The sequence below is a fragment of the Mesorhizobium sp. C277A genome, from assembly GCF_040324395.1.
Taxonomy (GTDB): Bacteria; Pseudomonadota; Alphaproteobacteria; order Rhizobiales; family Rhizobiaceae; genus Mesorhizobium.
Map to the genome: position 1 here is coordinate 5,519,230 of NZ_JAMYVW010000002.1, position 25,472 is coordinate 5,544,701.

General features: G+C 63.1%; 22 protein-coding genes and 1 pseudogene. 14 read left to right on the plus strand and 9 right to left on the minus strand.

The genetic code is table 11. From position 1 onward, the window contains the following. Window positions 1-148: 148 nt before the first annotated feature. From NKK52_RS27275 to NKK52_RS27285, 3 genes are all read right to left on the minus strand, one after another. Window positions 149-655, minus strand: coding sequence for a heme-degrading domain-containing protein (locus tag NKK52_RS27275; RefSeq protein WP_023683501.1), 507 nt, complete (start codon window positions 653-655; stop codon window positions 149-151). Window positions 656-966: 311 nt separating this feature from the next. After that, a complete protein-coding gene (gene guaD, locus NKK52_RS27280) occupies window positions 967-2,283 on the minus strand; it encodes a guanine deaminase (protein WP_023683500.1) in 1,317 nt (438 codons plus the stop codon). A 2-nt stretch (window positions 2,284-2,285) separates the two neighbouring features. After that, the gene (locus NKK52_RS27285; protein ID WP_023683499.1) at window positions 2,286-3,503 is read right to left on the minus strand and encodes a urate hydroxylase PuuD; all 1,218 of its coding nucleotides are present in this window, start codon (window positions 3,501-3,503) and stop codon (window positions 2,286-2,288) included. A 134-nt stretch (window positions 3,504-3,637) separates the two neighbouring features. On the opposite strand from NKK52_RS27285, the gene NKK52_RS27290 reads away from it, so the two are divergent. The 3 genes from NKK52_RS27290 to NKK52_RS27300 all read left to right on the plus strand — a co-directional run bounded on the left by NKK52_RS27290 (window position 3,638) and on the right by NKK52_RS27300 (window position 6,854). Continuing rightward, window positions 3,638-4,558, plus strand: coding sequence for a LysR family transcriptional regulator (locus NKK52_RS27290; protein WP_023683498.1), 921 nt, complete (start codon window positions 3,638-3,640; stop codon window positions 4,556-4,558). A gap of 107 nt (window positions 4,559-4,665) precedes the next feature. After that, window positions 4,666-5,607 carry an LLM class flavin-dependent oxidoreductase gene (locus NKK52_RS27295; protein ID WP_023683497.1) on the plus strand — a complete coding sequence of 314 codons (942 nt, stop codon included), beginning with the start codon at window positions 4,666-4,668 and terminating at the stop codon, window positions 5,605-5,607. Continuing rightward, window positions 5,604-6,854: an LLM class flavin-dependent oxidoreductase gene (locus tag NKK52_RS27300; protein WP_023683496.1), complete on the plus strand. Its 1,251-nt coding sequence runs from the start codon at window positions 5,604-5,606 to the stop codon at window positions 6,852-6,854. The genes NKK52_RS27295 and NKK52_RS27300 overlap by 4 nt, the downstream gene beginning before the upstream one ends. A gap of 12 nt (window positions 6,855-6,866) precedes the next feature. Here the strand turns inward: NKK52_RS27300 and xdhC are convergent, their stop codons facing one another. The 4 genes from xdhC to uraH form a co-directional block, all read right to left on the minus strand. Then, window positions 6,867-7,886, minus strand: a complete 1,020-nt coding sequence (gene xdhC / locus NKK52_RS27305) for a xanthine dehydrogenase accessory protein XdhC (RefSeq protein ID WP_023683495.1) — start codon at window positions 7,884-7,886, stop codon at window positions 6,867-6,869. 74 nt (window positions 7,887-7,960) lie between these two features. After that, window positions 7,961-10,327 (minus strand): xanthine dehydrogenase molybdopterin binding subunit, encoded by a 2,367-nt coding sequence (xdhB, locus tag NKK52_RS27310; RefSeq protein ID WP_023683494.1) that lies wholly within the window; start codon window positions 10,325-10,327, stop codon window positions 7,961-7,963. Then, a complete protein-coding gene (gene xdhA / locus NKK52_RS27315; RefSeq protein WP_023683493.1) occupies window positions 10,327-11,808 on the minus strand; it encodes a xanthine dehydrogenase small subunit in 1,482 nt (493 codons plus the stop codon). The genes xdhB and xdhA overlap by 1 nt, the downstream gene beginning before the upstream one ends. A gap of 3 nt (window positions 11,809-11,811) precedes the next feature. Next, complete coding sequence (uraH, locus tag NKK52_RS27320) at window positions 11,812-12,186, minus strand: hydroxyisourate hydrolase (protein WP_023683492.1); 375 nt, start codon at window positions 12,184-12,186, stop codon at window positions 11,812-11,814. Window positions 12,187-12,370: 184 nt separating this feature from the next. Here uraH and puuE point away from each other — a divergent pair, with 184 nt between their 5' ends. The 4 genes from puuE to NKK52_RS27340 are packed head-to-tail and all read left to right on the plus strand — an operon-like array spanning window position 12,371 to window position 15,773. Continuing rightward, complete coding sequence (gene puuE, locus NKK52_RS27325; RefSeq protein ID WP_023683491.1) at window positions 12,371-13,789, plus strand: allantoinase PuuE; 1,419 nt, start codon at window positions 12,371-12,373, stop codon at window positions 13,787-13,789. Between the two features lie 32 nt (window positions 13,790-13,821). Further along, a complete protein-coding gene (locus tag NKK52_RS27330; protein WP_502895707.1) occupies window positions 13,822-14,679 on the plus strand; it encodes a bifunctional allantoicase/(S)-ureidoglycine aminohydrolase in 858 nt (285 codons plus the stop codon). Beyond that, entirely contained in the window at window positions 14,676-15,176 is a 501-nt protein-coding gene (locus NKK52_RS27335) for an ureidoglycolate lyase (RefSeq protein WP_023683489.1), read from the plus strand. Before NKK52_RS27330 ends, NKK52_RS27335 begins: the two co-directional genes overlap by 4 nt. A 3-nt stretch (window positions 15,177-15,179) precedes the next feature. Continuing rightward, window positions 15,180-15,773, plus strand: coding sequence for a nucleoside deaminase (locus NKK52_RS27340; RefSeq protein WP_023683488.1), 594 nt, complete (start codon window positions 15,180-15,182; stop codon window positions 15,771-15,773). A gap of 10 nt (window positions 15,774-15,783) precedes the next feature. Here the strand turns inward: NKK52_RS27340 and NKK52_RS27345 are convergent, their stop codons facing one another. Both NKK52_RS27345 and NKK52_RS27350 read right to left on the minus strand, forming a co-directional pair. Next, window positions 15,784-16,095: a BrnA antitoxin family protein gene (locus NKK52_RS27345; protein WP_023683487.1), complete on the minus strand. Its 312-nt coding sequence runs from the start codon at window positions 16,093-16,095 to the stop codon at window positions 15,784-15,786. Then, a pseudogene (locus tag NKK52_RS27350) lies at window positions 16,082-16,337 on the minus strand (BrnT family toxin). Before NKK52_RS27350 ends, NKK52_RS27345 begins: the two are co-directional and overlap by 14 nt. A 179-nt stretch (window positions 16,338-16,516) precedes the next feature. Between NKK52_RS27350 and NKK52_RS27355 the strand changes: the two are divergent. The 7 genes from NKK52_RS27355 (at window position 16,517) to NKK52_RS27385 (ending at window position 25,466) form a co-directional block, all read left to right on the plus strand. Beyond that, window positions 16,517-18,502 (plus strand): CocE/NonD family hydrolase, encoded by a 1,986-nt coding sequence (locus NKK52_RS27355; protein WP_023683486.1) that lies wholly within the window; start codon window positions 16,517-16,519, stop codon window positions 18,500-18,502. Between the two features lie 154 nt (window positions 18,503-18,656). Then, window positions 18,657-20,243 (plus strand): ABC transporter substrate-binding protein, encoded by a 1,587-nt coding sequence (locus NKK52_RS27360; protein WP_023671387.1) that lies wholly within the window; start codon window positions 18,657-18,659, stop codon window positions 20,241-20,243. A 16-nt stretch (window positions 20,244-20,259) separates the two neighbouring features. Further along, window positions 20,260-21,219: an ABC transporter permease gene (locus NKK52_RS27365; RefSeq protein ID WP_023671388.1), complete on the plus strand. Its 960-nt coding sequence runs from the start codon at window positions 20,260-20,262 to the stop codon at window positions 21,217-21,219. Window positions 21,220-21,228: 9 nt separating this feature from the next. Next, window positions 21,229-22,053, plus strand: a complete 825-nt coding sequence (locus NKK52_RS27370) for an ABC transporter permease (protein ID WP_023671389.1) — start codon at window positions 21,229-21,231, stop codon at window positions 22,051-22,053. Continuing rightward, on the plus strand, window positions 22,053-23,708 hold the full coding sequence (locus tag NKK52_RS27375) for an ABC transporter ATP-binding protein (protein ID WP_023683485.1): 1,656 nt from the start codon (window positions 22,053-22,055) through the stop codon (window positions 23,706-23,708). Before NKK52_RS27370 ends, NKK52_RS27375 begins: the two co-directional genes overlap by 1 nt. A gap of 64 nt (window positions 23,709-23,772) precedes the next feature. Continuing rightward, window positions 23,773-24,612 (plus strand): alkaline phosphatase family protein, encoded by an 840-nt coding sequence (locus NKK52_RS27380; RefSeq protein WP_023683484.1) that lies wholly within the window; start codon window positions 23,773-23,775, stop codon window positions 24,610-24,612. A gap of 287 nt (window positions 24,613-24,899) precedes the next feature. Continuing rightward, a complete protein-coding gene (locus NKK52_RS27385) occupies window positions 24,900-25,466 on the plus strand; it encodes a sigma-70 family RNA polymerase sigma factor (protein WP_023683483.1) in 567 nt (188 codons plus the stop codon). Window positions 25,467-25,472 lie beyond the last annotated feature (6 nt).

The window sequence follows — 25,472 nt, forward strand, 5'->3', positions numbered from 1 at the left end:
CTTCCGAAAAGCCGGCGCCGCCCCTCACCCTTACCCTCTCCCCGTATAGAGACGGGGAGAGGGGTTCGCCGGCGTTGGGGTGCTTCTCTTCTCCCCGTCACTATACGGGGAGAAGGTGCCGGCAGGCGGATGAGGGGCAGCGCTAGCGTCACGATTTATCTTCCGGCGGCAGCGCCAATTGTGTCCGATCAACGCCGAGATGATCGCACAGTGCATCGACGACGACGCCGTGGTCCTGGCGTTCCGGCAGGCCGGAGACGGCGATGACGCCGATCACGCCAGCCCCCTTTACAGTCACCGGAAACCCGCCGCCGGCCAGTACGTAATCAGCAATATCCAGCCCCTCGCCGACCTTGAAGGTGCGGTCCGGTCGCTGCTGTTCCAGCACCAGGCGATAGGTGCTCCTGAGGTAGCGCTTGACCACATTGATCTTGCGTCGAGCCCAATCGGGGTTGGAGGCGTTCGAACCCGGCAGCGCGGCATAGAACAGCGGCCGATCCCACAGCCTGATATCGACAATGATGGGCAGCTTTTCGGCCAGCGCCCGCTCTCGGATCGCCGCGCCGATCTTGAACGCGACGGCCTCGTCGAAGGCCGGGAAGACCAGTGTCTCTTCCTGTTTCTGGATCAGAGCGATGTCGTCGGCAGCGGCCATTTTGTTCTCCGAAGTCAGTCACAAATCGTGTGTACGACAAGCTCCGCCCGGTCAAGGTCTCGTCGCGGTGGTGGTCTTGCCCCGCCAGGGTCGCCCCCCACTCCGTCGAGCTTCTCTCGACACCTCTCCCCCGATCGACGGGGTAGAGGAAGGGCGCCAAGCTGTCCGAACCGGCGCCCGTCCTCCGAAGCAAAGGCTCCCTTCCTCTCCCTCCGGAGGGGGAGAGTTGGCGCCGCGAAGCGGCGACGGAGTGGGGGAACCACTTGGCAACCAGGCGGAATCATCATCTTGTCCCGCGCGGATGATGGGTCCTACCCCACGATCATATCGATCTTGGCCGGCCGCCCCGCAACATAGACCTCGCGCACCGCGCGGTCGTCGCCCAATGTCTGCAGCAGGAACAGCTCCTCCGCCAGCGTCTCCACAGTCTCCATCCTCAGCCGCATCGCCGGCGTGGCGCGGGCGTCGAGCACGGTGATGTCCGCGTCGGTGCCTTCATCCAGCGTGCCGACCTTGTCCGCCACAGACAGCGCCTCGGCATTGCCACGTGTTAATTGCCAGAAGGACTGGAACGGGTTCAGCTTTTCGCCATTCAGCGCAATCACCTTGTAGCCCTCGTCCATGGTGCGCAGCATCGAATAGTTGGTGCCGCCGCCGACATCGCTGGCCGCGGCGATGCGCAGCGGCTTGTCGCGGCGCCGAAAGCGCTGGTAATCGAACAGGCCGGAGCCGAGGAACAGGTTCGAGGTCGGGCAGAACACCGCCACCGAGCCGCTGTCCGACAGCGCATCGGCCTCGCGTTCCGAGAGATGGATGCAGTGGCCGAACAGGCTCTTTGGCCCCAGCAGGCCATACTGCTCGTAGACATCGGTGTAGTCGCGCGCCTGCGGATAGAGTTTTTGCGTGAAGGCGATTTCGGCGTGGTTTTCCGACAGATGCGTCTGCATATGCAGATCGGGATGCTCGCGGCAGAGCGCGCCGGCCATCTCCAACTGTTCGGGCGAAGAGGTGATGGCGAAGCGCGGCGTGATCGCATAAAGCTGGCGGCCCTTGCCGTGCCATTCCGCAATCAGCGCCTTGGTGTCGTCATAGCCCGATTGCGGTGTGTCGAGCACGCCTGCCGGCGCGTTGCGGTCCATCATCACCTTGCCGGCAATGTTGAGCATGCCGCGCGCGTGCGATTCGGCAAAGAACGCCTCGGCCGAGGCCTTGTGCACCGAGCAATACGCGGCGATCGTCGTCGTGCCGTGGCGCACCATTTCATCCAAAAACAGCCGCGCGATGCGGCGGCCGTGCTGGGCATTTGCGAATTTGGTCTCTTCGGGAAAGGTGTAGGTGTTCAGCCAGTCGAGCAGTTCGGCGCCATAGGAGGCGATGACCTGCATCTGCGGAAAATGCGCGTGCGCGTCGATGAAGCCTGGCAGCAACAGATGCGGCCGATGATCGATCTTTTTCGCACCGTCGCCAGCCTGCCTTTCCACATCAGCGTAGGCGCCGGCGGCAACGATTCGGCCATCGCGGATCAGCAGGCCGCCATCCTCCTCATAGCGCCAGGCGGCATGGTCGGTGATGGCTTCGGGCAAGCGCAAAAAGCTCAGCGTGCGGCCGCGCAGAAGTGTCGAAGTCATGCTTATTTCCCTGCGCCTTCGAACCAGGCGACCAGCAGCGCCCTTTCCTTGTCGCTGATCTGGGTGACGTTGGCGGGCGGCATGGCGTGGCTGCGCCCGGCCTGCAAATAGATTTCACGCGCATGCTCGGCAATGCTGGCGTCGGTGTCGAGCATCACGCCCTTCGGCGCATGGTAGATGCCTTCATAGACCGGCTCGGCCGTATGGCACATCGAGCAGCGGCCAAGCACGGTGTCGCGCACCGCCGGGAAATGCGACGAGGCGATATAGACTTCGGCCGCGGCGGATGCCTTGGGCTCGCCGGTCAGTATTTTCGGCGCTGTCGACAGCCACATGATGATGACGAATAGCACCGCAGCCGCCATCCAGGTCCAGTGGGGGTTGCCGGCACGCTTATGCACGGTGTTGAAATAGTGCCGGATCAAGACGCCGATGATGAACACCAGCGAGGCGATGACCCAGTTGAACTCCGTCGCAAACGCCAGCGGATAGTGGTTCGACAGCATCAGGAACAGCACGGGCAGCGTCAGGTAATTGTTGTGCAGCGAGCGCTGCTTGGCGATCTTGCCGTATTTCGGGTCGGGCTTGCGGCCGGCAATCAGGTCGGCGACGACGATCTTCTGGTTTGGAATGATCACCATGAAGACATTGGCCGACATGATCGTGGCGGTGATGGCGCCGAGATGCAGGAAAGCGGCGCGGCCGGTGAACAGATGCGTCAGACCCCATGCGATGAACACCAGCACGCCGTAGAGCACCAGCATCAGTCCGGTGTCACTTTTGCCGAGCGGCGAGCGGCAGAGCAGATCGTAGACTACCCAGCCGACGCCGATGGTGGCCATCGACAAAAGGATGCCGACCGGCACCGACATCGGCAGCACATTGGGGTCGATCAGGAACAAATCGGCGCCGGCATAGTAGACCACGCACAGCATGGCGAAGCCGGACAGCCAGGTGGCGTAGGATTCCCACTTGAACCAGGTCAGGTGTTCCGGCATTTCGGCCGGCGCCACCAGATATTTCTGGACGTGGTAGAAGCCGCCGCCATGCACCTGCCATTCCTCGCCGAATGCGCCGACCGGCATGCCGGGGCGCTGGCGCAGGCCAAGGTCGAGCGCGACGAAATAGAAGGACGAGCCGATCCAGGCGATGCCGGTGACGACGTGCAGCCAGCGCACGGCGAAACTCAGCCAGTCCCAGAAAATCGCGAAATCCATCATGTGAAATCGTCCTGCCGATCGGCTGACTTTACGGTGTGGGGCGCAAACGAAAAGAGGCGAGGTGTACGATGACTTTCAAAAAAAAATGGAAAATACTAGGCTGACCACGTACGCCGCCACATAAAGAGCCACGAATGGCCTATCTCGACAACATCGCCGTCTTCGTCCGCGTCGTCGAGCTTGGCAATCTCTCGGCGGCGGGCCGCGACATGCGCATTTCGCCGGCGGTCGCCTCCAACCGCATCAAGGAGCTGGAAAAACACCTCGGCGTGCGGCTGTTCAACCGCACCACACGGCAATTGATGCCGACGGAGCATGGCACGGTGTTCTACTCCGGCGCCAAGCAGGTGCTGGAGGCGATCACCGAGGCGGAAGCCGCGGTCTCGGCTCTTTCCGGCCAGCCGCGCGGCACCATCAAGGTGACCGCACCGCTCGGCCTTGGACGGCGGCTCGTGGCGTCGGGCATTCCGGATTTCCACGACAAATACCCCGATATCGAGGTGCGGCTGAGGCTCTCCGACCACAATATCGACATCATGAAGGAAGGCATCGACGTCGCCTTCAAGCTCGGCATCATCGAGGATTCCAGCCTGCGGATGCGCGGCATCATGGAATGTGAACGCGTGCTGGTGGCGGCACCGAAATATCTCGAAGCGCGCGGCGAGCCGATGGAGCCACAGGAGCTGATCGGCAAGAAGCACGACTGCCTGATGCTGCGCTATTCTGGGGCGCGCGAATATGTCTGGACCCTGCAGACGCCGTCCGGCCCGCAGAAATTCGAGGTGCACGGCCCCTACGACACCGACGATGGCGATGTGCTGACCGGCTGGGCGCTGTCGGGCCGCGGCATCATCAACAAGCCGCGCTTCGAGGTCGAACCCTTCATCCGCGACCGGCGGCTGCAGGTCATCCTGGCCAGCACGCCGCCAACGCCGGTGCAGTTCGCCGCCGTCTATCCGCACAAGAAGCTGCAGGACCCGAAGGTGCGGCTGTTGCTCGACTTCATGGCCGAGCGTTGCCAGCGGCTGATCAAGGATTTGCTGGCCGGCAAGTGAGGGGCTGTTGGCCCAGTCGCCAGGGTTGTCTTACAAGCAGGTGACCTTAGGTTCGCATACGCCGCCCTATGATCGATGGTCCCATGCCGACTGACCAGCAAGCCACAATGCATCTTGCCGTTTCGCTCAACATTACTTCCGGGCAGCCGCTCGGGTTCAGCGACCTGGCCGGCTTTGCCAAGCAAGCGGAAGCGGCGGGGCTGGACATGATTGTCCTCGATGATTCCGCGCCGAACAGCGCCGGGTCGAGTTCTTTCGAAGCGACGACCTTGCTGGCGGCGCTGGCGACGGTGACAAGTCGGATCGGCCTTGTCGCTGCAGCCTCGACGGTGGCTCACCAGCCGTACAATCTGGCGCGCCGTTTTGCTTCGCTCGACATCATCAGCCATGGCCGCGCCGGCTGGCACGCGACCATGGCGCAGGCGCCACGGGAAGCCGCCAATTTCAGCCGGCCGGATGGATTTTCCGACGATGTGTTCCGCCGCCGCACGCAGGAATACATCGGCATCGTTCAGCGCCTGTGGCAGGGCTGGGATGCCGGCGCGCTGCTGTTCGACAAGGCCGGCGGCCGCTTCCACGATCCCGAAAAAATGCACCTGCTCGACCACAAAGGCGAATTTTTCTCCGTGCGCGGGCCGCTGAACGTCGCGCGCTCGCCGCAGGATACGCCGGTGCTGGTGCTGCCCGGCCTGTCCGAGGCCGACCTGGATATCGCCGCCCGCACCGCCGATGTCGTCCTGCTGGACAGACCCACAGAGGACGCCAAGGCGCGCCATGACGATCTCAAGCGCCGCGTTGTGGCCTGCGGACGCGATCCGGGTGCGGTCAAGCTGCTGCTGAACGTTGGCGCAGATGTCGCTGCTAACGCGCTCGAAACATTGTTCAGCTCGCAAAGCTGCGACGGGTTCAACATCGCAATACCGCCTGCCGCGATTGACGGTTTCATCGGCCGCGTGCTGCCGGAATTGCAGCGCCGCAGCCTCGTCCGCCCGGATTATCCCGGCACCACCTTGCGCTCGCATCTCAGACTTGCCGGAGGAGCGCAATGACCCGCCAGATGAAGCTTGGCGCCTTCCTGTGGGCGACGGGCCACCACATCGCCGCCTGGCGTCACCCCAAGGCGCATGTCACGGCAGGCATCGACATCGATCATTACATCCGGCTGGCGCGCACGGCGGAAGCGGCGAAGTTCGACATGGTGTTCTGCGAGGACGCCGCCGGCCTGCGCGAAGCCAATGTCGGCATCGCCAGCCAGACCTCACGCTCGATCGGCTTCGAGCCGATCAGCCTGCTGTCCGCGCTCGCCGTCCAGACCAGCCGCATCGGCCTCGTTTCGACGGCCTCGACCAGCTACAACGAGCCCTATGGGCTGGCGCGCACCTTTCTGTCGCTCGATCATCTGAGTGGTGGCCGGGCTGGCTGGAACCTGGTGACGTCGGCCAGCCCCATCGAAGCCGCCAATTTCGGCGCGACGGGCCTGAAACCCCATGCCGACCGCTACGAGCGGGCGCGCGAATTCGCCGAGGTGGTATCGGGACTTTGGCAAGGCAGTGGCTTTCACTGTCACAACGGCCAGAGCTTTTCGGTGCGCGACCCGCTCGACCTGCCGCGCTCGCCGCAGGGCGCGCCGGTGATGGTGCAGGCCGGCGCCTCGGATGTCGGCCGCGACCTTGCCGCACGCACGGCCGACGTGGTGTTCACGGCGGCGCAGACCCTCGAGGAAGCCAAGGCCTTTTACGACGACCTCAAGGGCCGTATGGCGGCCTATGGGCGGGAACCCGACGACATCAAGATCATGCCCGGCGTCTCCCCGGTGGTGGCGGAAACCGAGGCCGAAGCGCGGGAGAAACAGGAGGAATTGCAGGCGCTGATCCCTGACGATGTCGGCGTGGCGCTGCTGTCCAGCTATCTCAGCATCTCCGATCTCGGGAGCTATCCGATCCACGGACCGATGCCCGAGCTGCCGGAGACCGAGGGCATGAAAAGCCGCCAGGCGCTGGTCATCGAACAATCGCGCCGCGACGGCCTGTCGATCCGCCAGCTTGCGCGCCATTTCGCCGGCGCACGTGGCCATTGGCGTATCGTCGGCACGCCGGCGCAGATCGCTGACGAATTGCAGGCGCGGTTCGAGGGCGGCGGCGCGGACGGCTTCAACGTCATGCCGTCATACTTCCCCGGCGAGCTCGATGCCTTTGCCACGCTGGTGGTGCCGGAACTGCAGCGGCGCGGACTGATCCGTCGGGAATACGAAGGCAGCACCTTGCGAGATCATCTTGGCCTGAAGCGGCCTGCTTAGCCGCGCCGAAGCTTAGCCGGCCATCATCTTGTGCTTGACTTCATGGTCGGCATTCGGCGCGGTGTTGTGAACGACCAGTGCCGTCACGATCTCGGCTGCAGCGAGCGCCGCGATCACCGGCGGGCGCTTGTCCCTGACGGCGTCGCCGCCGATCGGGGAGACGAGGCGGGCGAACTCAGCCTCCGTGCCATCCGCCGATTTCAGGAACCAGTTCCTGAACGTCGCTCTCTTGGTTTTCGAGCCGATCATGCCGACATAGGCCGCGTCGTCGCGCTTCAGCGCCTCGGCGACGATGAGGAAATCCAGCGCATGGTCGTGGGTGAGGATGGCGAAGGCGGTGCCGGCGGGAGCGTTTCGCACCTCGGCCTCGGGCATCGGCGTCAGCCGCCTCTCGACCGTCTCCGGCATACCTTCCAGCGCTTCGGCCCGCGTCTCAATGACGACGCCATGCACGGGAAGAAGTGCTACCGTCGCGGCCAGCGCCTGGCCGACATGGCCGCCGCCGAAGATATAGACATGCGGCAGGTGGGCTTCCTCGGCTTCTGCGGCCGCGATCAGCTCGGCAGTAAGCGCGGCATCGACGATACGGATCAAGACTTCGACGCGCCCGCCGCAGCACTGGCCGATCTCGGGGCCTAGCGGCACGTCAAGCGTGGCGCAAACTTCGTCGAAGCCGATGCGGGCTTCTTTACCCTCCCCCTTGTGGGGAGGGTCGGTGAGCGGACGCCGTGTGGCGGCGTCAGCGAAACGGGGTGGCTTGGCACGATCGTCCGCACCCCCACCCCGGCCGGCTTCGCCGGCCGACCCTCCCCACAAGGGGGAGGGTGAAGACCCCACCATCTGCCTCGCCTTGTCGATCGCCATGTACTCGAGCTGACCGCCGCCGATCGTGCCAAAAATCGCCGCCTGCGATACGAGCATGAAGGCGCCCTTCTCGCGCGGGGTCGAGCCTTTGGTGCCGGCCACTTCGACCAGAGTAAGCCGGCCGGCGCTGGCGAGAAAAGCTCTGAGGCTTTGCACTTTCGAGTTCATATTTCGCATTCCCGTATGGGAAATATAGAGTTTTTCAGTCTGAATTGCACGTTTTGCCAGAATCCAGGTCAGAGTCAGGCGCTGTTCTTGGCTTCACCCTTCAGCCGTTCGATCGCCATCAGCACCCGTTCTGGTGTTGCAGGAGCGTCGAGACGCGGACAGACCTTATGATCGGCCACACTTGCCACCGCGTCCGACAGCGCATGCAGCACAGACATGCCGAGCGGGAAGGGCGGTTCGCCGACCGCCTTGGAACGGTGCACCGTCGGCTCGTTGGCCTCCGGCCAGTCGGCCAGCGTGACGTTGAATATCTTCGGCCGGTCGGACGCGAGCGGGATCTTATAAGTCGACGGCGCATGCGTGCGCAGCCGGCCCTTGTCGTCCCACCACAGCTCCTCCGTCGTCAGCCAGCCCATGCCCTGGATGAAGCCGCCCTCGATCTGGCCGAGATCGATGGCGCGGTTCAGCGAGCGGCCGGTTTCATGCAATATGTCGGTGCGCTCGACGACATATTCGCCGGTCAGCGTGTCGACCGAGACTTCCGAGCACGAGGCGCCATAGGCGAAATAATAGAACGGACGGCCCTCGCCCTTGTCACGGTTCCAGTGGATTTTCGGCGTCTTGTAAAAACCCGCCGCCGACAGTTGGATGCGGGCCATATAGGCCTGCTTGACGAGGTCGGTGAAGGCGATCTCCTGGTTGCCGATGCGCACCCGGTTGGGCAGGAAAAGCACCTGCTCGCGCGGCACCTGGTATTTTTCGGCGGCGAAGTCGGTCAGCCGTTCCTTGATCTGGCGGGCGCCGTTCTGCGCCGCCATGCCGTTGAGGTCGGTGCCGGACGACGCCGCGGTGGCCGAAGTGTTGGGCACCTTGCCGGTGGTCGTCGCGGTGATCTTGACCTGGTCGAGGTCGATCTGGAACTCTTCCGCCACCACCTGCGCCACCTTGACGTAGAGGCCTTGCCCCATCTCGGTGCCGCCGTGATTCAGATGCACCGAACCGTCGGTGTAGACATGCACCAGCGCGCCGGCCTGGTTGTAGTGGGTGGCCGTGAAAGAGATGCCGAATTTGACCGGCGTCAGCGCCAGGCCGCGCTTGATGAAGCGGCTGTTGGCGTTGAAGGCCTGGATGATGCGGCGGCGCCCCGCATAGTCGGCGCTCGCCTCCAGCTCGGCGACGATGCGGTGGATGATGTTGTCCTCGACCGTCTGGTGATACGGGGTGACGTTGCGGCCCCCGTCCTTATCACCACTGGTGCCATAAAAATTCTGCTTGCGGATTTCGAGCGGGTCCTTGCCGACGGCAAAGGCAACCTCGTCGATGACGCGTTCGGCACCGACCATCCCTTGCGGGCCGCCGAAGCCGCGAAACGCCGTGTTCGACACGGTGTTGGTGTAAAGCGGCGCCGATTGCGCATGCACCGCCGGCCAGAAATAGGTGTTGTCGCAATGGAACAGCGCGCGGTCGGTGACCGGGCCGGACAGGTCCGATGAAAAGCCGCAACGCGCCGCGAACATGAAGTCGACGCCAAGAATGTTGCCGGCGTCGTCGAAACCTACTTCGTAGTCGACGAGGAAGTCATGGCGCTTGCCGGTGGCAATCATGTCGTCGTCACGGTCGGGCCGGATCTTGACCGCGCGATGGTGTTTCTTGGCGGCGATCGCCGCCAATGCCGCAAACTGGTTGCCTTGCGTCTCCTTCCCGCCGAAGCCACCGCCCATACGGCGGATTTCCACCGTGATGGCATTGCTCGGCACGCCCAGCACATGGCTGACCATATGCTGCACTTCGCTCGGATGCTGGGTCGAGCAATAGATGGTGACGTCCTGGTCCTCGCCGGGAATGGCCACGGCGATATGGCCTTCCAGATAGAAATGCTCCTGGCCGCCAATGCGCATCTTGCCCTTCAGCCGGCGCGGCGCCGCCTTGATCGCGGCGGCGGCATCGCCGCGCTTCAAGGTCAGTGGCGGCGTGACCAGCTTGTCCTTGCGGGGGTCGAGGTCGCCAATGTCGGTGACGAAAGGCAATGGACTGTATTCTATCTTGGCCAGCCGGGTGGCGCGGCGCGCCTGTTCGCGCGTCTTGGCAATAACGCAGAAGATCGGCTGACCATAAAACTGCACCTTGTCGTCGGCCAGCACCGGCTCGTCGTGGCGGCCGGTCGGCGAGATGTCATTTTCGCCCGGAACGTCCTTGGCCGTCAGCACGTCGACGACGCCCGGCGCCGCGCGCACCGCCGACAGATCCATTTTGCTGATCGTCGCATGCGTCGCCGTGGACAGGCCGAGGCAGCCATGCAGCATGCCCGCCGGTTCCGGCATATCGTCGATATAGACCGCGCTGCCGCTGACATGCTTGTGCGCGGAATCGTGGCGCTGGTCGGCGGCGACGCCACCGGAAATCTTCTGCGCCTTGAGATCTGGAGAGGCGTGCTTGTTCATCAGGCCGCCTCGTTGCGCGACACCTGGAACGGCGCCTTGCTGCCGCTGGTTTCGGCAAAAAAGCGCAGCAGCAGGTTCCTGGCTGCCAGCGCCCGGTATTCGGCCGATGCCCGCATATCGGTGAGCGGGGTGAAATCGCCGGCATATTCAGCCATGGCCGCTTCCACCGTCGTCTCCGTCCACGGCTTGCCGAGCAGCGCTTTTTCGACACCGAAAGCCCGCTTCGGGGTTGCCGCCATGCCGCCATAGGCGATGCATATATCGGCCACGGTTCCGTCCTTGGCCAAGTCGAGGAAAAAGGCGCCAAGGGCTGCGGTGATGTCCTCGTCGCGGCGCTTGGTGATCTTGTAGACGGCAAACTTCGTGCCCTTGGCCGGCACGGGAACGTGCACGGCCTCGACGAATTCGCCTGGCTGCCGGTCCTGCTTGCCATAGGCGATGAAGAAATCCTCGAGCGCGATGGTGCGCCGCTTCTTGCCGCGGCGCAGCGTCAGTTGCGCACCAAGCGCGATCAGGGGCGGCGGCGTGTCGCCGATCGGCGAGCCATTGGCGATGTTGCCGCCGATGGTGCCCATGTTTCGTACCTGTTCGCCGCCGATGCGGTCGAACAATGGCCCGAGCGCGGGGATGCGCTTGGCCAGTGTCGCGAAGGCGTCGGTGTAGGTAACGCCGGCTCCGATGGTGATGACGTCATTGTCTTCGGAGATCGCGCACAGCCCCTCGAGATTGCCGATGAAGACTACCGGTAAGATGTCGCGCATGTGCTTGGTGACCCACAGGCCGACGTCGGTCGAGCCGGCGACAACAGTGGCGTCGGGTTCCTTATCCAGTACAGCGGCGAAATCATCGGCGTTGGCCGGGACGACCAACCTCAGCTTGCCGGCGCCGATTTCGACGCGGGCACCGTCATGCATAGCCTCGAGCCTGGCGGTGATCGCCTTGCGCTCGGCCGCCAGCGGATCCTTCGCCGCCTTGCCGTAGCTGGAGATGGCACGCGCGGCGCGCATGATTGCCTCATAGCCGGTGCAGCGGCAAAGATTGCCTTGCAAGGCCTTCTCGATCGCCGCATTCGACGGGTCCGGCGACTTCATCCACAAGCCGTAGAGCGACATGACGAAGCCCGGCGTGCAGAAGCCGCATTGCGAAGCGTGGAAATCGACCATCGCCTGCTGCACCGGATGCAATTGGCCAGGCGCGCCGCGCAGATGCTCGACGGTGACGACATGGGTGCCGTCGAGCGAACCGAGGAAACGGATGCAGGCGTTGACGCTTTCATAAACCAGCTTGCCGGCGGACAATTTTCCGACCAGGACCGTGCAGGCGCCGCAATCGCCCTCGGCGCAGCCTTCCTTGGTGCCGCGCAGCGAGCGGTCGAGCCGCAGCCAGTCGAGCAAGGTCGCGTCGGGCGCCACCGACGACAGCGCGACATCCCTGCCATTGAGGATGAAGCGGATCTCGTTGCGTATTGTGATCTTGGCCATGCGTCAGCTCCCCCTGTAGGTCGAGTAGCCATAAGGAGAGATAAGCAACGGCACGTGATAATGCACGGATTCCGCCATGCCGAAGCGGATCGGCACACTGTCGAGGAAGGCCGGTTCCGGCAGTTTGGTGCCCTGGCCGCGTAGATAGTCACCGGCGGCGAACACCAGTTCGTACTCGCCGAGGCGGAATTCCGCTCCTGCCAGCAGCGGCGCATCGCAGCGGCCGTCGGCATTTGTGACGATGGTCTTCAAATGTATCCGCGCGTCGCTCTCAAGATGATAAAGCGCGATCGACAGGCCCGCCGCCGGCTTGCCGGTCGCGGTGTCGAGCACATGCGTCGTCAGACGTCCGCCATCGGCTCTCGACGTTTCTGCCACTGGCGCCTCCCATTTCCGATACAGCCGAACAAAGCAGTGAATTGTGCGCCAATTAAAGGCGATGCATAAGTCCCGGTCGAGCGGAGTGGCACAAAAACACTTTCAAAAATTTCGGGGGAATGCGCGAGCAACCCTTTCGACTATCCTGATCATAACTTCCGGCAGCGTCCGGCGGGGAGGGGCAATGCGTTACTCTAGAGACATGCGCGGCTACGGAGCCAATCCGCCGGATCCGAAATGGCCGGGCGGTGCGCATGTGGCCGTCCAATTCGTCGTCAACTACGAGGAAGGCGGCGAGAACTGCGTGCTGCACGGCGACAAGGCCTCGGAAGCCTTCCTGTCGGAAATCGTCGGCGCCGCGCCCTGGGTCGGCCAGCGCCACTGGAACATGGAATCGATCTACGAATATGGCGCGCGGGCAGGCTTCTGGCGGCTGCTGCGCCTGTTCAGCGAGGCGCAAGTGCCGGTGACCTGCTACGGGGTCGCCTCAGCATTAGCCCGGTCGCCCGACCAGGTGGCGGCGATGCAGGAGGCCGGCTGGGAAATGGCCTCGCACGGGCTGAAATGGATCGATTACCGCGATCATGCACCGGAAGATGAACGCCACGACCTCGAAGCGGCGATCAAGCTGCATTACGAGGTGACGGGCCAACGGCCGACCGGCTGGTACACCGGCCGCACCTCGGTCAATACGGTGCGGTTGGTGGCCGAAGAGGGCGGCTTCGACTATGTGTCGGACACTTATGACGACGAACTGCCCTACTGGTTCGAGCACAGCGGCGGCGCGCAACTCGTCATCCCCTACACGCTCGATGCCAACGACATGCGTTTCGCCACGCCGCAGGGATTCAATTCCGGCGACCAGTTCTTCGCCTATTTGAAGGACAGTTTCGACACGCTCTATGTCGAGGGCAAAGCGGGCCGGCCGCGGATGATGAATATCGGCCTGCATTGCCGCCTCGTCGGACGTCCCGGGCGGGTGGCGGCGCTGAAGCGCTTCGTCGACTATGTCAGATCGCACGACAAGGTCTGGCTGGCGCGGCGCATCGATATCGCCAGGCACTGGCAGGAGAACCACCCCTACCAGCCAGCGGCGCTCAAGCCGTCGAAGATGGAGTTCGAAACCTTCGTCGACACTTTCGGCGGCGTGTTCGAACATTCGCCCTGGATCGCCGAACGTGCCTATGAGCTGGAGCTTGGGCCGGCGCATGACAGCGCCGGCGGCCTGCACAATGCGCTCTGCCGCGTCTTCCGCGCCGCCAGCGAAACCGAGCGGATCGGCGTCCTCAACGCCCATCCCGATCTCGCTGGCAAACTGGCCGAAGCGAGACGCCTCACTGCGGAATCCACACGCGAGCAGGCCTCCGCCGGCCTCGACGCGCTGACCGACAAGGAGCGCGAGCTGTTTTCCAAGCTCAACGCCGCTTACGTCACCACCTTCGGCTTTCCCTTCATCATCGCGGTGCGGGGCAAGACCAAGGAGGAGATCCTCGCCGAGTTCGAGGCGCGCATCGGCAACAGCCGTGGCGTAGAACTCGATACCGCCTGCAAACAGGTCGAGCGCATCGCGCTGCTCCGCCTGAAAGACATGCTCCCGCTCTAATGAAATGACTGAGGGGTCAGGACCCAATGGATATGATCAAGACTGACCAGAAAACCTATTATGCACCGCATGGCGGCCATCCCGGCCAAAATGAGCTTTTGACCGGCCGCGCCGTCTTCACCGAGGCCTATGCCGTCATACCGAAGGGAGTGATGCAGGACATCGTCACCAGCCCACTGCCGTTCTGGGACGAGACCAGGGCCTGGATCATCGCCAGGCCGCTTTCGGGTTTCGCCGAGACATTTTCGCAGTACATCGTCGAGGTCCTGCCCGGCGGCGGCAGCGACCGGCCCGAGCCGGACGCCGGCGCCGAGGGCGTGCTGTTCGTGGTTGAGGGCGAGTTGACCGTTTCGCTGGCCGGCAAGAAGCACGTGCTGCAAGCCGGCGGTTTTGCCTTCCTGCCGCCGGACAGCGGCTGGACGGTGCGCAACGAAGGTCGCGACGCCGTACGCTTCCACTGGATCAGGAAGGCCTATGAGGCCGCCGACGGCATCGACGCGCCGGAAGTCCTGTTCAGCAGTGACCAGCAAATGACGCCGACGCCGATGCCCGGCACCGAGGGTCGCTGGGCGACGACCCGTTTCGTCGATCCAGCCGACATGCGCCACGACATGCATGTCACCATCGTTACGCTCGAGCCTGGCGCCGTCATCCCGTTTGCCGAGACGCATGTCATGGAGCACGGGCTCTATGTCTTGGAAGGCAAGGCGGTCTACCGCCTCAACCAGGACTGGGTCGAGGTCGAGGCCGGCGACTTCATGTGGCTGCGCGCCTTCTGCCCGCAGGCCTGCTACGCGGGCGGCCCAGGCAAATTCCGCTATCTCCTTTACAAGGACGTCAACCGGCACGCCAAGCTCGGCGGGGCGGGCATTGGCGGTCGCGCGCGGTGACCCGCATCACAGCGCGGCCGCTGACCCGCGAAAGCTTTGCCGGCTTCGGCGATGTCATCGACATGGGCGGCGACAATCACTACCCGATCAATGGCGGCAAGACCGAGCGCTACCACAATCTCGCCACCGCTGAAGCCGCGGGACCGAATGCCTGCGTGCTGATCTCGATGGCGCGCGGCACGCCTTACGACCTGCCGCTGAAGCTGACCATGGTCGAGCGCCATCCCTTAGGCAGCCAGGCGTTCATCCCGCTGTCACCGCGGCCTTTCCTGGTCGTCGTCTGCCATGACGGCAAGGACGGTCCGCGCGAGCCGCATGCCTTCATCACCGCACCCGGGCAAGGCGTCAACTATCCGCGCAATCTCTGGCACGGCGTGCTGACACCACTCGGTGAAGCGCAGGATTTCGTCATCGTCGACCGCAGCGGTGACGGCTCCAACCTCGAAGAGTTCCATTTCTCGCACCCCTACGAAATCCATCTCCCCAACGAGACCTGAGAAATGACCGACATATCGCTGATCGACCGCCTGCTCGATGTCATCGAGCACGACATCGTGCCGAAAACGGCAGAGGGCGTGGCCCATGGGAACAAGCTGTTCGGCGCCGCCATCCTGCGGAAGGGCGACCGCTCGCTGGTGCTGGCCGAAACCAACAACGAGATGGAAAATCCGCTCTGGCATGGCGAGGTGCACTGCCTGAAGCGTTTCTATGAAATGCCGAAAGCCGAGCGCGTCGACACCAAGGACGCCATCTTCATCGCCACGCATGAGCCCTGCTCGCTCTGCCTGTCGGCGATCACCTGGACCGGCTTCGACAATTTCTACTACCTCTTCAGCCACGAGGATTCACGCGACAGCTTTGCGATCCCGCACGATCTGAAAATCCTGAAAGAGGTCTTCACTCTTGATCCCGGCGGTTACAATGCCGAGAACGCTTATTGGAAGAGTTTTTCCATTCGCAGGCTGGTGCGGGCGCTGCCCGAGGCCGAGCGCGGCCGGCTTGAGGCAAGGATCGGCAATATTTCCGCCCGCTACGACGAACTGTCCGGCGCTTATCAGGCGCGCAAGGCCGAAAACGACATTCCGCTGAACTGACGCGGATTGCCTAGCCTACCTTCGCGTTTTTCAGCACCTCGTTGATCCTGGCCTGCCAGCCCTTGCCGGTCGCCTTGAATTTACTGATGACATCCTGATCCAGACGGATGGACACGACTTGCTTAGGCTTCTCCACGGCTGGCCGGCCACGAGCACGCCTTATGCTCTCGAAAAGTTCTGGAAACACTTCCGCGAAAGGCCTGGCTTGCGCCAACTGTTCGTCTGTCGTCTCCGCATCGTCGGGATCATCAACAATTTGTCTTTGAATTTCCCCTTCCTCCGCATCGGTAAGCGGTCGAACACGCGATTTAGGATTGTTCATATACTGACCTTTCCTTTCGGCTGGCACGGCGCATCGAGATCACCGAAATCGCCTCCGAACCAAGCGGCTTGAAAATCACGGCCAGGATGATCTCTCCGAATTCGCCAATCGCCTTGAACCGGTCGGCCTTGGCTGGAAGGACGGTTGAAGTCGCAAAAAAAACTCAATATCGAGTTCGGCAAAATCGAGACCCGGCTGTCCAGGTTCGTCACGCGCTTTGGCTCATCCCAAACGATTTTCAGGCGAAATCCTCATCACGTTGGGTTCAGTTAATAAATGTAATACATTAATTATAATCCTGCAACATCAGGGCAAAACAATCGGGCTACATATCGTGGCGTCGTCGCGGCGACACCGGCCGTCGCCCGTTTGACTTCATGACATGCCCGCTCCATGCGTCACTGACATCCTGGAGCATCGCATGAAAACCATCACCGAATTTCCCCGCAAGGTCGTCGAATTCCCCGATATGGGCATCGTCATGCCGGATGGTTGCCGGCTGTCGGCGCGGGTTTGGATGCCGGAGGACGCCAGCAGCGATCCGGTGCCGGCGATCCTCGAGCACCTGCCCTACCGCAAGCGCGACGGCACCATCTTTCGCGATCAGCTGACGCATCCCTATTTTGCCGGCCACGGCTACGCCTCGATCCGCGTCGACATGCGCGGCAATGGCGATTCCGAAGGTCTGATGGACGACGAATATTCCGAGCAGGAATTGCAGGACGCCTGCGATGTGATTGCCTGGGCGGCAGCACAGCCCTGGTGCAACGGCAGTGTCGGCATGATGGGCATTTCCTGGGGTGGCTTCAACTGCCTGCAGGTGGCGGCCAAGCAGCCGCCGGCGCTGAAGGCGGTGATCAGCCTGTGCTCGACCGTCGACCGCTACGCCGATGACATCCACTACAAGGGCGGCTGCCTTTTGACGGAAAATTTCGGCTGGGCCTCGACCATGTTGTCCTATTCGTCGCGACCGCCGGATCCGCTGATTGCGGGCGACAACCGCTGGCGCGACCTCTGGCTGACGCGGCTGGAGAACCAGTCTTTCCTTCTGCCGCTCTGGCTCAGCCATCAGCATCGCGACGCCTATTGGAAACGCGGTTCGATCTGCGAGGATTTCTCCGCGGTCAAAGCCGCCGTGCTGTCGATCGGCGGCTGGCATGACGGCTACCGCAACACGATTTCGCATCTGGTCACCAACATCCAGGCGCCGGTGAAGGGCATTGTCGGGCCATGGATCCACAAATACCCGCATTATGCCGAACCCAAACCCGCCATCGGCTTCCTGCAGGAGGCGTTGCGCTGGTGGGACAGCTGGTTGAAGGGCGTCGACACCGGCGTCGAGGCCGACCCGGACTACCGCGCCTATGTCATGGACAGTGTGCGGCCGGCGCGCTGGCACCCGGAGCGGCCGGGCCGTTGGGTGGCCGAACAGGAATGGCCGTCTCCCAACATCAAGGTCGGGGCGATCGAACTCATTGCTGACGGCGTCAGGCCGGCGATCGTGGCGACCCCGCAAAGCTGCGGGCTCGCCGGCGGCGAATATTTTCCCTTCACCTTTGGCCCGGAACTGCCGGGCGACCAGCGCCCGGACGATGCGCTGTCCGTCTGCTTCGATCAGCCTGTGCTTGCCGAGACACTCGACATCGTCGGCGCGCCGGAGCTTCTCATCCGGGTGTCGTCCGATCGCCCGCAGGCGAACATCGCGGTTCGACTGTGCGACGTGCACCCCGACGGCGCCTCGGAACTGATCTCCTACGGCGTGCTCAACCTGACGCATCGTTCTTCGCACGAACAGCCGCAAGCGCTGGTGCCGGGCGAAACGGTTTCGGCGCGCGTTATTCTCGACCAGTGCGCCTACCGCGTGCCGGCCGGACACCGCCTGCGCATCGCGGTTTCCAATGCTTACTGGCCGATGATCTGGCCGTCGCCGGAGCCGGTGCGGCTCGACCTTTCAGCGGCGACGCTGAGGCTGCCGCTGCGCCCGCTCGCAAAAGCCGACGAGACCTCGTTCCAGTCTCCCGAAGGCGCAACACCCTGGGCAACCGCGACAGTTCGTGCAGCGAATTCCGAGCGTCACGTCGATCGCGATGAGAAGACCGGCATCGTCACGCTGTCGATCACGGATGATTTCGGAGAAGTGCGCGATCTCGCGCATGGACTGGCCAATGGCAGCATTGCCCGCGAGAGCTGGACGATCCACCCCGACGACCCGCTGTCTGCCTCGGGCCGCACGCACTGGACGCAGACCTTGTCGCGAAACGGATGGTCGGTGCGCACCGAGACGTCGGCTGAAATGCGCTGCGATGCGCAAAACTTCATCGTCAGCGCCAGAATCGAAGCCTATGAGGGCGAAACGCTGGTTTTCGAACGCGATTTCGAAGAGACGATCCCGCGCGACCTGCTCTGAGCGTCGACCCGACTGGTCCAGTTGCGACGCACGATTTACGCCACGGTATGTCGCATTCCGTCTTGCTTACGGCTTTGCCTTCCGGTCAATATCCCTTTGGTAACAACAAGCAAAAAACGACCATAAGGTCGAACCAACAGAGTGAGGAACTCAAATGTCCAACGAACTCGAATATCTGAGCCGGCGCGTTGCGTCCGGCAAGCTGAGCCGTCGTGATTTCCTCGGCCGCGCCGCAGCACTCGGCGTCACAGCGCCCTTCGCCAATATGCTGCTTTCCAGTGCGGCTCGCGCGGAAGGCCCGGTCAAGGGCGGCACGCTGAAGGCCGGCCTCGTCGGCGGCGAATCCACGAACAGCCTGGACCCGGCTTTGTTCATGACGCAAGTGCCGTTCGCTTTTGGCAAGATGTGGGGCGAGCTGATCGTCGAGCTGTCCCCGGAAGGCAAACTCGAGAACCGCATCGCCGAAGAGATCGGCTCGTCGGACGACGCCAAGGTGTGGACGCTGAAAATCCGCGACGGCGTCGAATTCCACAACGGCAAGACGGTGACCGCTGAGGATGTGGCGGCAACCCTCGAGCGCCATTCCGATGAAAAATCGAAGTCCGGCGCGCTGGGCTACATGAAAGGCATCGACAGCATCAAGGCCAGTGGCAAGGAAGTCGTCCTGACGCTGAAGGAGGCCAACGCCGACCTTCCCTATCTCCTCAGCGACTACCACCTCATCGTCCAGCCCAACGGCGGCAAGGACAAGGCGGATGCCGGCATCTCGGCAGGACCCTACAAGGTCACTACCAACGAGCCCGGCGTGCGCCATGGCGGCGAGCGCTTCGCCAATTACTGGCAGGCCGACAAGATGGGCCATGCCGACCAGATCGAGATCATCGTTATCAACGACGCGACCGCGCGCACGGCGGCCCTGCAGGGCGGCCAGGTCAACATGATCAACCGCGTCGAGCCGAAGATCGTCGACCTCATCAAGCGCGTACCGGGCGTCACCATCCGCAACCATGCCGGCCCCGGCCACTACGTCTTCATCATGCATTGCAACACCGCGCCCTTCGACAACAGCGACCTGCGCATGGCGCTGAAGCTCGCGATCGACCGCGAAGAGATGCTGAACAAGGTGCTGCGCGGCTACGGCTCGCTCGGCAACGACTTCCCGATCAATTCGTCCTATCCGCTGTTTTCCGAGATCGAGCAGCGCAAATATGATCCCGACAAGGCCAAGTTCCACTACAAGAAGTCGGGCCATGACGGCACCGTGCTGCTGCGCACCTCCGACGTCGCCTTCCCGGGCGCGGTCGACGCCTCGCAGCTCTTCCAGCAGAGCGCGGCCAAGGCCGGCATCAAGATCGAGCTCAAGCGCGAGCCCGGCGACGGCTACTGGAACGAGGTCTGGAACAAGCAGCCCTTCTGCGCCTCCTATTGGGGCGGCCGCTCGACCCAGGACCAGATGTACTCGACCGCCTATCTGTCGACCGCCGACTGGAACGACACCCGTTTCAAGCGTCCGGACTTCGACAAGCTGGTGCTGGCCGCACGCGCCGAACTCGACGAGACCAAGCGCAAGCAGATGTACCACGACATGGCCGTGCTGGTGCGCGACGAGGGCGGCCTGATCCTGCCGATGTTCAATCAGTTCATCGATGCGACAGGCGCCAAGGTCGGCGGCTGGGTAGACGATCCGCATCAGGAGCTGATGAACGGCTACGCGCTGGCGAAGTGCTGGCTCGAAGCCTGAGCCCGGCTTTGCGGATATGTCCTCACCCGTCGTGAAACTTGTGGCCCAGCGCGTTGCGCTGGGCATCGTCCTCTTGCTGGCCGTTTCGGTCCTGATCTTCGCCGGCACCCAGATCCTGCCCGGCGACGTCGCGCAAGCCATTCTCGGACAGTCGGCGACGCCGGAATCGCTCGCCAATCTGCGCGAGCAGCTCGGCCTGAATCAGCCGGCTTACATCAGGTATTTCCATTGGCTAGGCGGTGTGCTCACCGGCGATCTTGGCACGGCGATGTCGAGCGGCCAGGATATTGCCACATCGATCAAGGGGCGGCTGTGGAACACGCTGTTCCTCGCCTTCTGGGCTGCGATCGTGGCCGTGCCGCTGGCCATCATCCTCGGCCTGATCGCCGTGCGTTACCGCAATGGCTGGGTCGACAAGCTGATCTCCGGCCTGGCGCTCGCCTCGACATCTTTCCCGGAATTCTTCATCGGCTATGTGCTCGTCTATTTCTTTGCCGTGAAGTATCAATGGTTCCCGGCCATTTCCACGGTCTATGACGGCATGCCGTTCGGTGAGCGCATGCAGGCGATCGCGTTGCCGGCCACCGCGCTGACGCTGGTTGTGCTGGCGCATATGATGCGCATGACCCGCGCGGCCATCCTCAACGTCATGCAGTCGGCTTATGTCGAGACGGCAGAACTGAAAGGCCTGTCGGCCTTCAACGTCATCCGCAAGCATGCTTTCCCCAATGCCATAGCGCCGATCATCAACGTCGTCATGCTCAACCTCGCCTACCTCATCGTCGGCGTCGTCGTGGTCGAGGTGATCTTCGTCTATCCCGGCATGGGACAATATCTGGTCGACCACGTCACCAAGCGCGACGTGCCGGTGGTGCAGGCGGTCGGCCTGGTCTTCGCCGCCGTCTATATCAGCCTGAACATCATTGCGGACATCGGGGCGATTGTCGCCAATCCGCGCCTCAGACATCCGAAATAGGCGGCGGGCATGCTCGACATCAAACGCATCCCCATCCCCGCGCTGATCGGCATCGTGCTGACGGCTATGTTCGTGCTGGCGGCAGTTTTCGCACCGTTGATCGCACCGTACGGCAATGCCGAAATCGTCGGCGATGTCTGGGAACCGATGACGGCGGCACATTTGCTGGGCACCGACAATCTCGGTCGCGATCTTCTGTCGCGCATGATCTACGGCGCTCGCATCACGCTGTTCATTGCGGTGCTGGCCACCGCCCTGTCATTCTCGCTCGGCGCCATCCTCGGCTTTTCGGCGGCGGTGTTCGGCGGCTGGTTCGACACGCTTCTGTCGCGCCTTGTCGATCTGCTGATGTCGATCCCGACCCTGATCATGGCGCTCGTCGTGCTTTCGGTGCTGCCGACCAATCTGGTGACGCTGATCCTGGTGATGGGCGTCCTCGACTCGACCCGCGTCTACCGGCTGTCGCGCGCGGTGGCCGTCGACATCAACGTCATGGATTATGTCGAGGCCGCCAAGCTGCGGGGCGAAGGCAGCGGCTGGATCATCTTCCGCGAGATCCTGCCCAACGCGCTGTCGCCGCTGGTCTCGGAACTTGGCCTGCGCTTCATCTACGCGGTGCTGTTCTTGTCGACGCTGTCCTTTCTCGGCCTTGGCGTGCAACCGCCGGATGCCGACTGGGGCGGCATGGTCAAGGAAAACAAGGACGGCATCGTCTTCGGTATCGGGGCGGCACTCATCCCCGCCGCGGCGATCGCGGCACTGGCGATTTCGGTCAATCTGGTCGCTGACTGGGTGCTCAACCGCACGACAAGCCTGAAGGGAGGACGCGGGTGATGGCTGACACAAAAGCAAAGCCCGGCCTGCTGCTCGATATCCGCAATCTGCGCATCGAAGCGACAGTGTTTCCGCCCGGCGAAGCGCCGAAGAACATCGTTTTGGTCCACGATGTCTCGCTGACGCTGGAAAAGGGCAAGGTGCTCGGCCTGATCGGCGAGTCCGGCGCCGGCAAGTCGACCATCGGCCTGTCGTCGATGGGCTATGGCCGTGGCGGCGTGCGCATCACCGGCGGAGAGGTGCTGCTCAACGGCCGCGATATTCTCAAGGGCGGCAAGGAAGGTTTCCGCAAATTGCGCGGCCGCGAGGTCTGCTATGTCGCGCAGTCGGCGGCCGCCGCCTTCAACCCGGCGCACAAGCTGATGGACCAGGTGGTGGAAGCAACGCTGCTGCACGGCACGGCGACACGCGCCGAGGCCGAGAAACGTGCCGTGGCGTTGTTCAAGAAGCTCAGCCTGCCAAACCCCGAAATCATCGGCGAACGCTTCCCGCACCAGGTCTCAGGCGGCCAGTTGCAGCGCGTGATGACGGCTATGGCGCTGTGTTCGGAACCTGACCTGATCGTCTTCGACGAGCCGACCACGGCACTCGACGTGACGACGCAGATCGACGTGCTGGCGGCGATCAAGGACGCCATCCGCGACACCCATGTCGCTGCGCTCTACATTACCCACGATCTTGCCGTCGTCGCCCAGGTCTCGGACGAGATCATGGTGCTGCGCCATGGCAGGCTGGTCGAATGGGGCGGCACTCGCCAGATCATCAAGGAGCCGCGCCAGGAATACACCAATGCGCTGGTCTCGGTGCATGAGATCGAGCATGCCGAGCAGAAGCCCGGCGCCGCGCCGTTCCTGTCGGTCAAGAACGTCACCGCCGCTTACGGCGGCAGCCACGTCAAGGTGCTGAAGAACGTCTCTGTCGACATCTATCCGGGACAGACGCTGGCGGTCGTCGGTGAATCCGGCTCTGGCAAGTCGACGCTGGCGCGCGCTATCACCGGGCTGTTGCCGCCCGGGGAAGGCACCGTCACCTTCGATGGCAGGCCGCTCGCCAACCGGCTTGCCGACCGGCCGAAGGAGGATCTGCGCCAGTTGCAGATGATCTATCAGATGGCCGACGTGGCGATGAACCCGCGCCAGACCGTCGGCACCATCATCGGCCGGCCGCTGGAATTCTACTTCGGCATACGCGGCCGCGAGCGCGACAAGCGCGTCGCCGAACTGCTCGACGAGATCGAGATGGGCAAGGGCTTTCTCGATCGTTATCCGGCCGAACTCTCCGGAGGCCAGAAACAGCGCGTCTGTATCGCCCGCTCGCTCGCCGCCAAGCCCAAGCTGATCATCTGCGACGAGGTGACATCGGCGCTCGACCCGCTGGTGGCCAACGGCATTCTCAAGCTGCTGCTCAACCTGCAGCAGCACGAGAAGGTCGCCTACCTCTTTATCACTCACGATCTGGCGACGGTGAAGTCGATCGCCGATTCGATCGCGGTGATGTACCGCGGCGAGGTGGTGCGCTACGGCGCCAAGAGCAAGGTGCTGACGCCGCCCTTCGACGCCTATACCGACCTGCTGCTGTCGTCCGTTCCCGAGATGGAGATCGGCTGGCTGGAAAAGGCGATCAAGGGACGGCGCATGGCGAGCGCGGGGAATTAGTAGGGAATTCGCGGCCTTTGTCGCGAAAACTTCCTTCAACGGCAAAAGCTTTCCGGAGCCGCCCATGGCGCTCAAGACCAAACTGCTGCTCATCATTCTCGATGGCGTGCCCTACCGGAACTGGCGCCGGCTGATGGGCAATCTCGAGGGCTGGGTGCAGTCGGGCGAGGCGCAGGTGTGGAAGATGCGCTCGGTGCTGCCGTCGACCTCGGCCTGCTGCTATGCCTCGATCCACACCGGGGTTTCGCCGCAGGAGCACGGCATCCTATCCAACGAGAACCGTTTTCTCGTCAACAAGCCAGATATTTTCTCCGAGGTCAGCAAGGCCGGCGGCAAGACCGGCGCAGTGACGCATTCCTACTGGTCCGAATTCTTCCGTTCCTATCCGTTCGATCTGGTCGAGGACATGGAGTATGACGAGCCCAACGGACCGATCGCGCATGGCCGCTTCCACACCATGACCGGCTATAATGCCCGCAACCAGATGACGCCGAGCGATGTTGACCTGTTTGCGACGCTGACCATGCTGACCCGGCGCCATGCCATCGACTACGGGATCCTGCACACCTGCACGCTCGATTCGATGGGCCATCGCTTCGGCCATGACTGCCACGAAATGGACCATGCCTGCTATGCGATGGACGGCATGCTGGCAGCCTTCCTGCCGGGCTGGCGGCAAGCCGGTTACGAGGTGATCGTAACCGCCGACCACGGCCAGACAGACCGCGGCCATCATGGCGGCCGCGACGATGAAATGCAGGATTTCGCGCTGTATTATTTCGGAGCCGGCAAAGGGCCGGATCCGGACACGCTGCTTGATCAGCTGCAACTGGCGCCGACGGTGCTGAAGCGGCTGGGTGTGCCGGTGCCGGAGACCATGAAGGCTAAGCCGTTTTTGGGGTGACGGAGGTCGTCGCTGAGCCGCCGTTCGCTACCCCCTCTCCCCGTCACTATACGGGGAGAGGGTAAGGGTGAGGGGCAGCGCAACATCAAACATAAATACCCCAACGCCGGTGCCGCCCCTCATCCGGCTGCCGCCACCTTCTCCCCGTATAGTGACGGGGAGAAGGGAGACACTCTGGCAACACTCACCTTCTTCGGTTAGCTTCGCCAAAATTCCTTGGCGGAAGGATGAACCTTTTTGAACCTATCGGCGACAGAGCAGACAGGAGCCAGGCGGCTCGACCGGCCATGACGGCAGCGACCGAGACTGATCGCGCGCTTGTCGACCGGGTCGCGAAGGGCGACCGTGCCGCTGTTCGGCTGCTGTTCATGCGTCACCACGCGCGGGTCTACCGCTTCGTGGTGCGCCAGACGGGATCGGAAATGATGGCCGACGATATCGCAAACGAGGTCTTTCTTGAGCTGTGGCGCCAAGCGCCCGGTTTCGAAGGGCGCTCGGAAGTCTCGACATGGCTGCTCGGCATCGCCCGGTTCAAGGCGCTGTCGATGCTGCGCAAGAAAAAAGAAGACTGGATCGATGACGATGATGCGGCGCAGGTTCCCGATGGCGCCGACACGCCGGAAGTCGCCACCATGAAGGAAGACAAGGGCGCCGCCTTGCGGCGCTTCGTCGATGCCTTGCCGGAGGAACACCGCTCGGTGATCGACCTTGCCTATTACCATGGACAGTCGGTGACGGAGATTGGCGAGGTGCTCGGCATCCCGGTCGCCACCGTCAAGACCCGAATGTTCTACGCCCGCAAGAAACTCGGCGAAGCCCTCAAGGCCGCCGGTTACGACAGGGGGTGGCCATGAGCAATC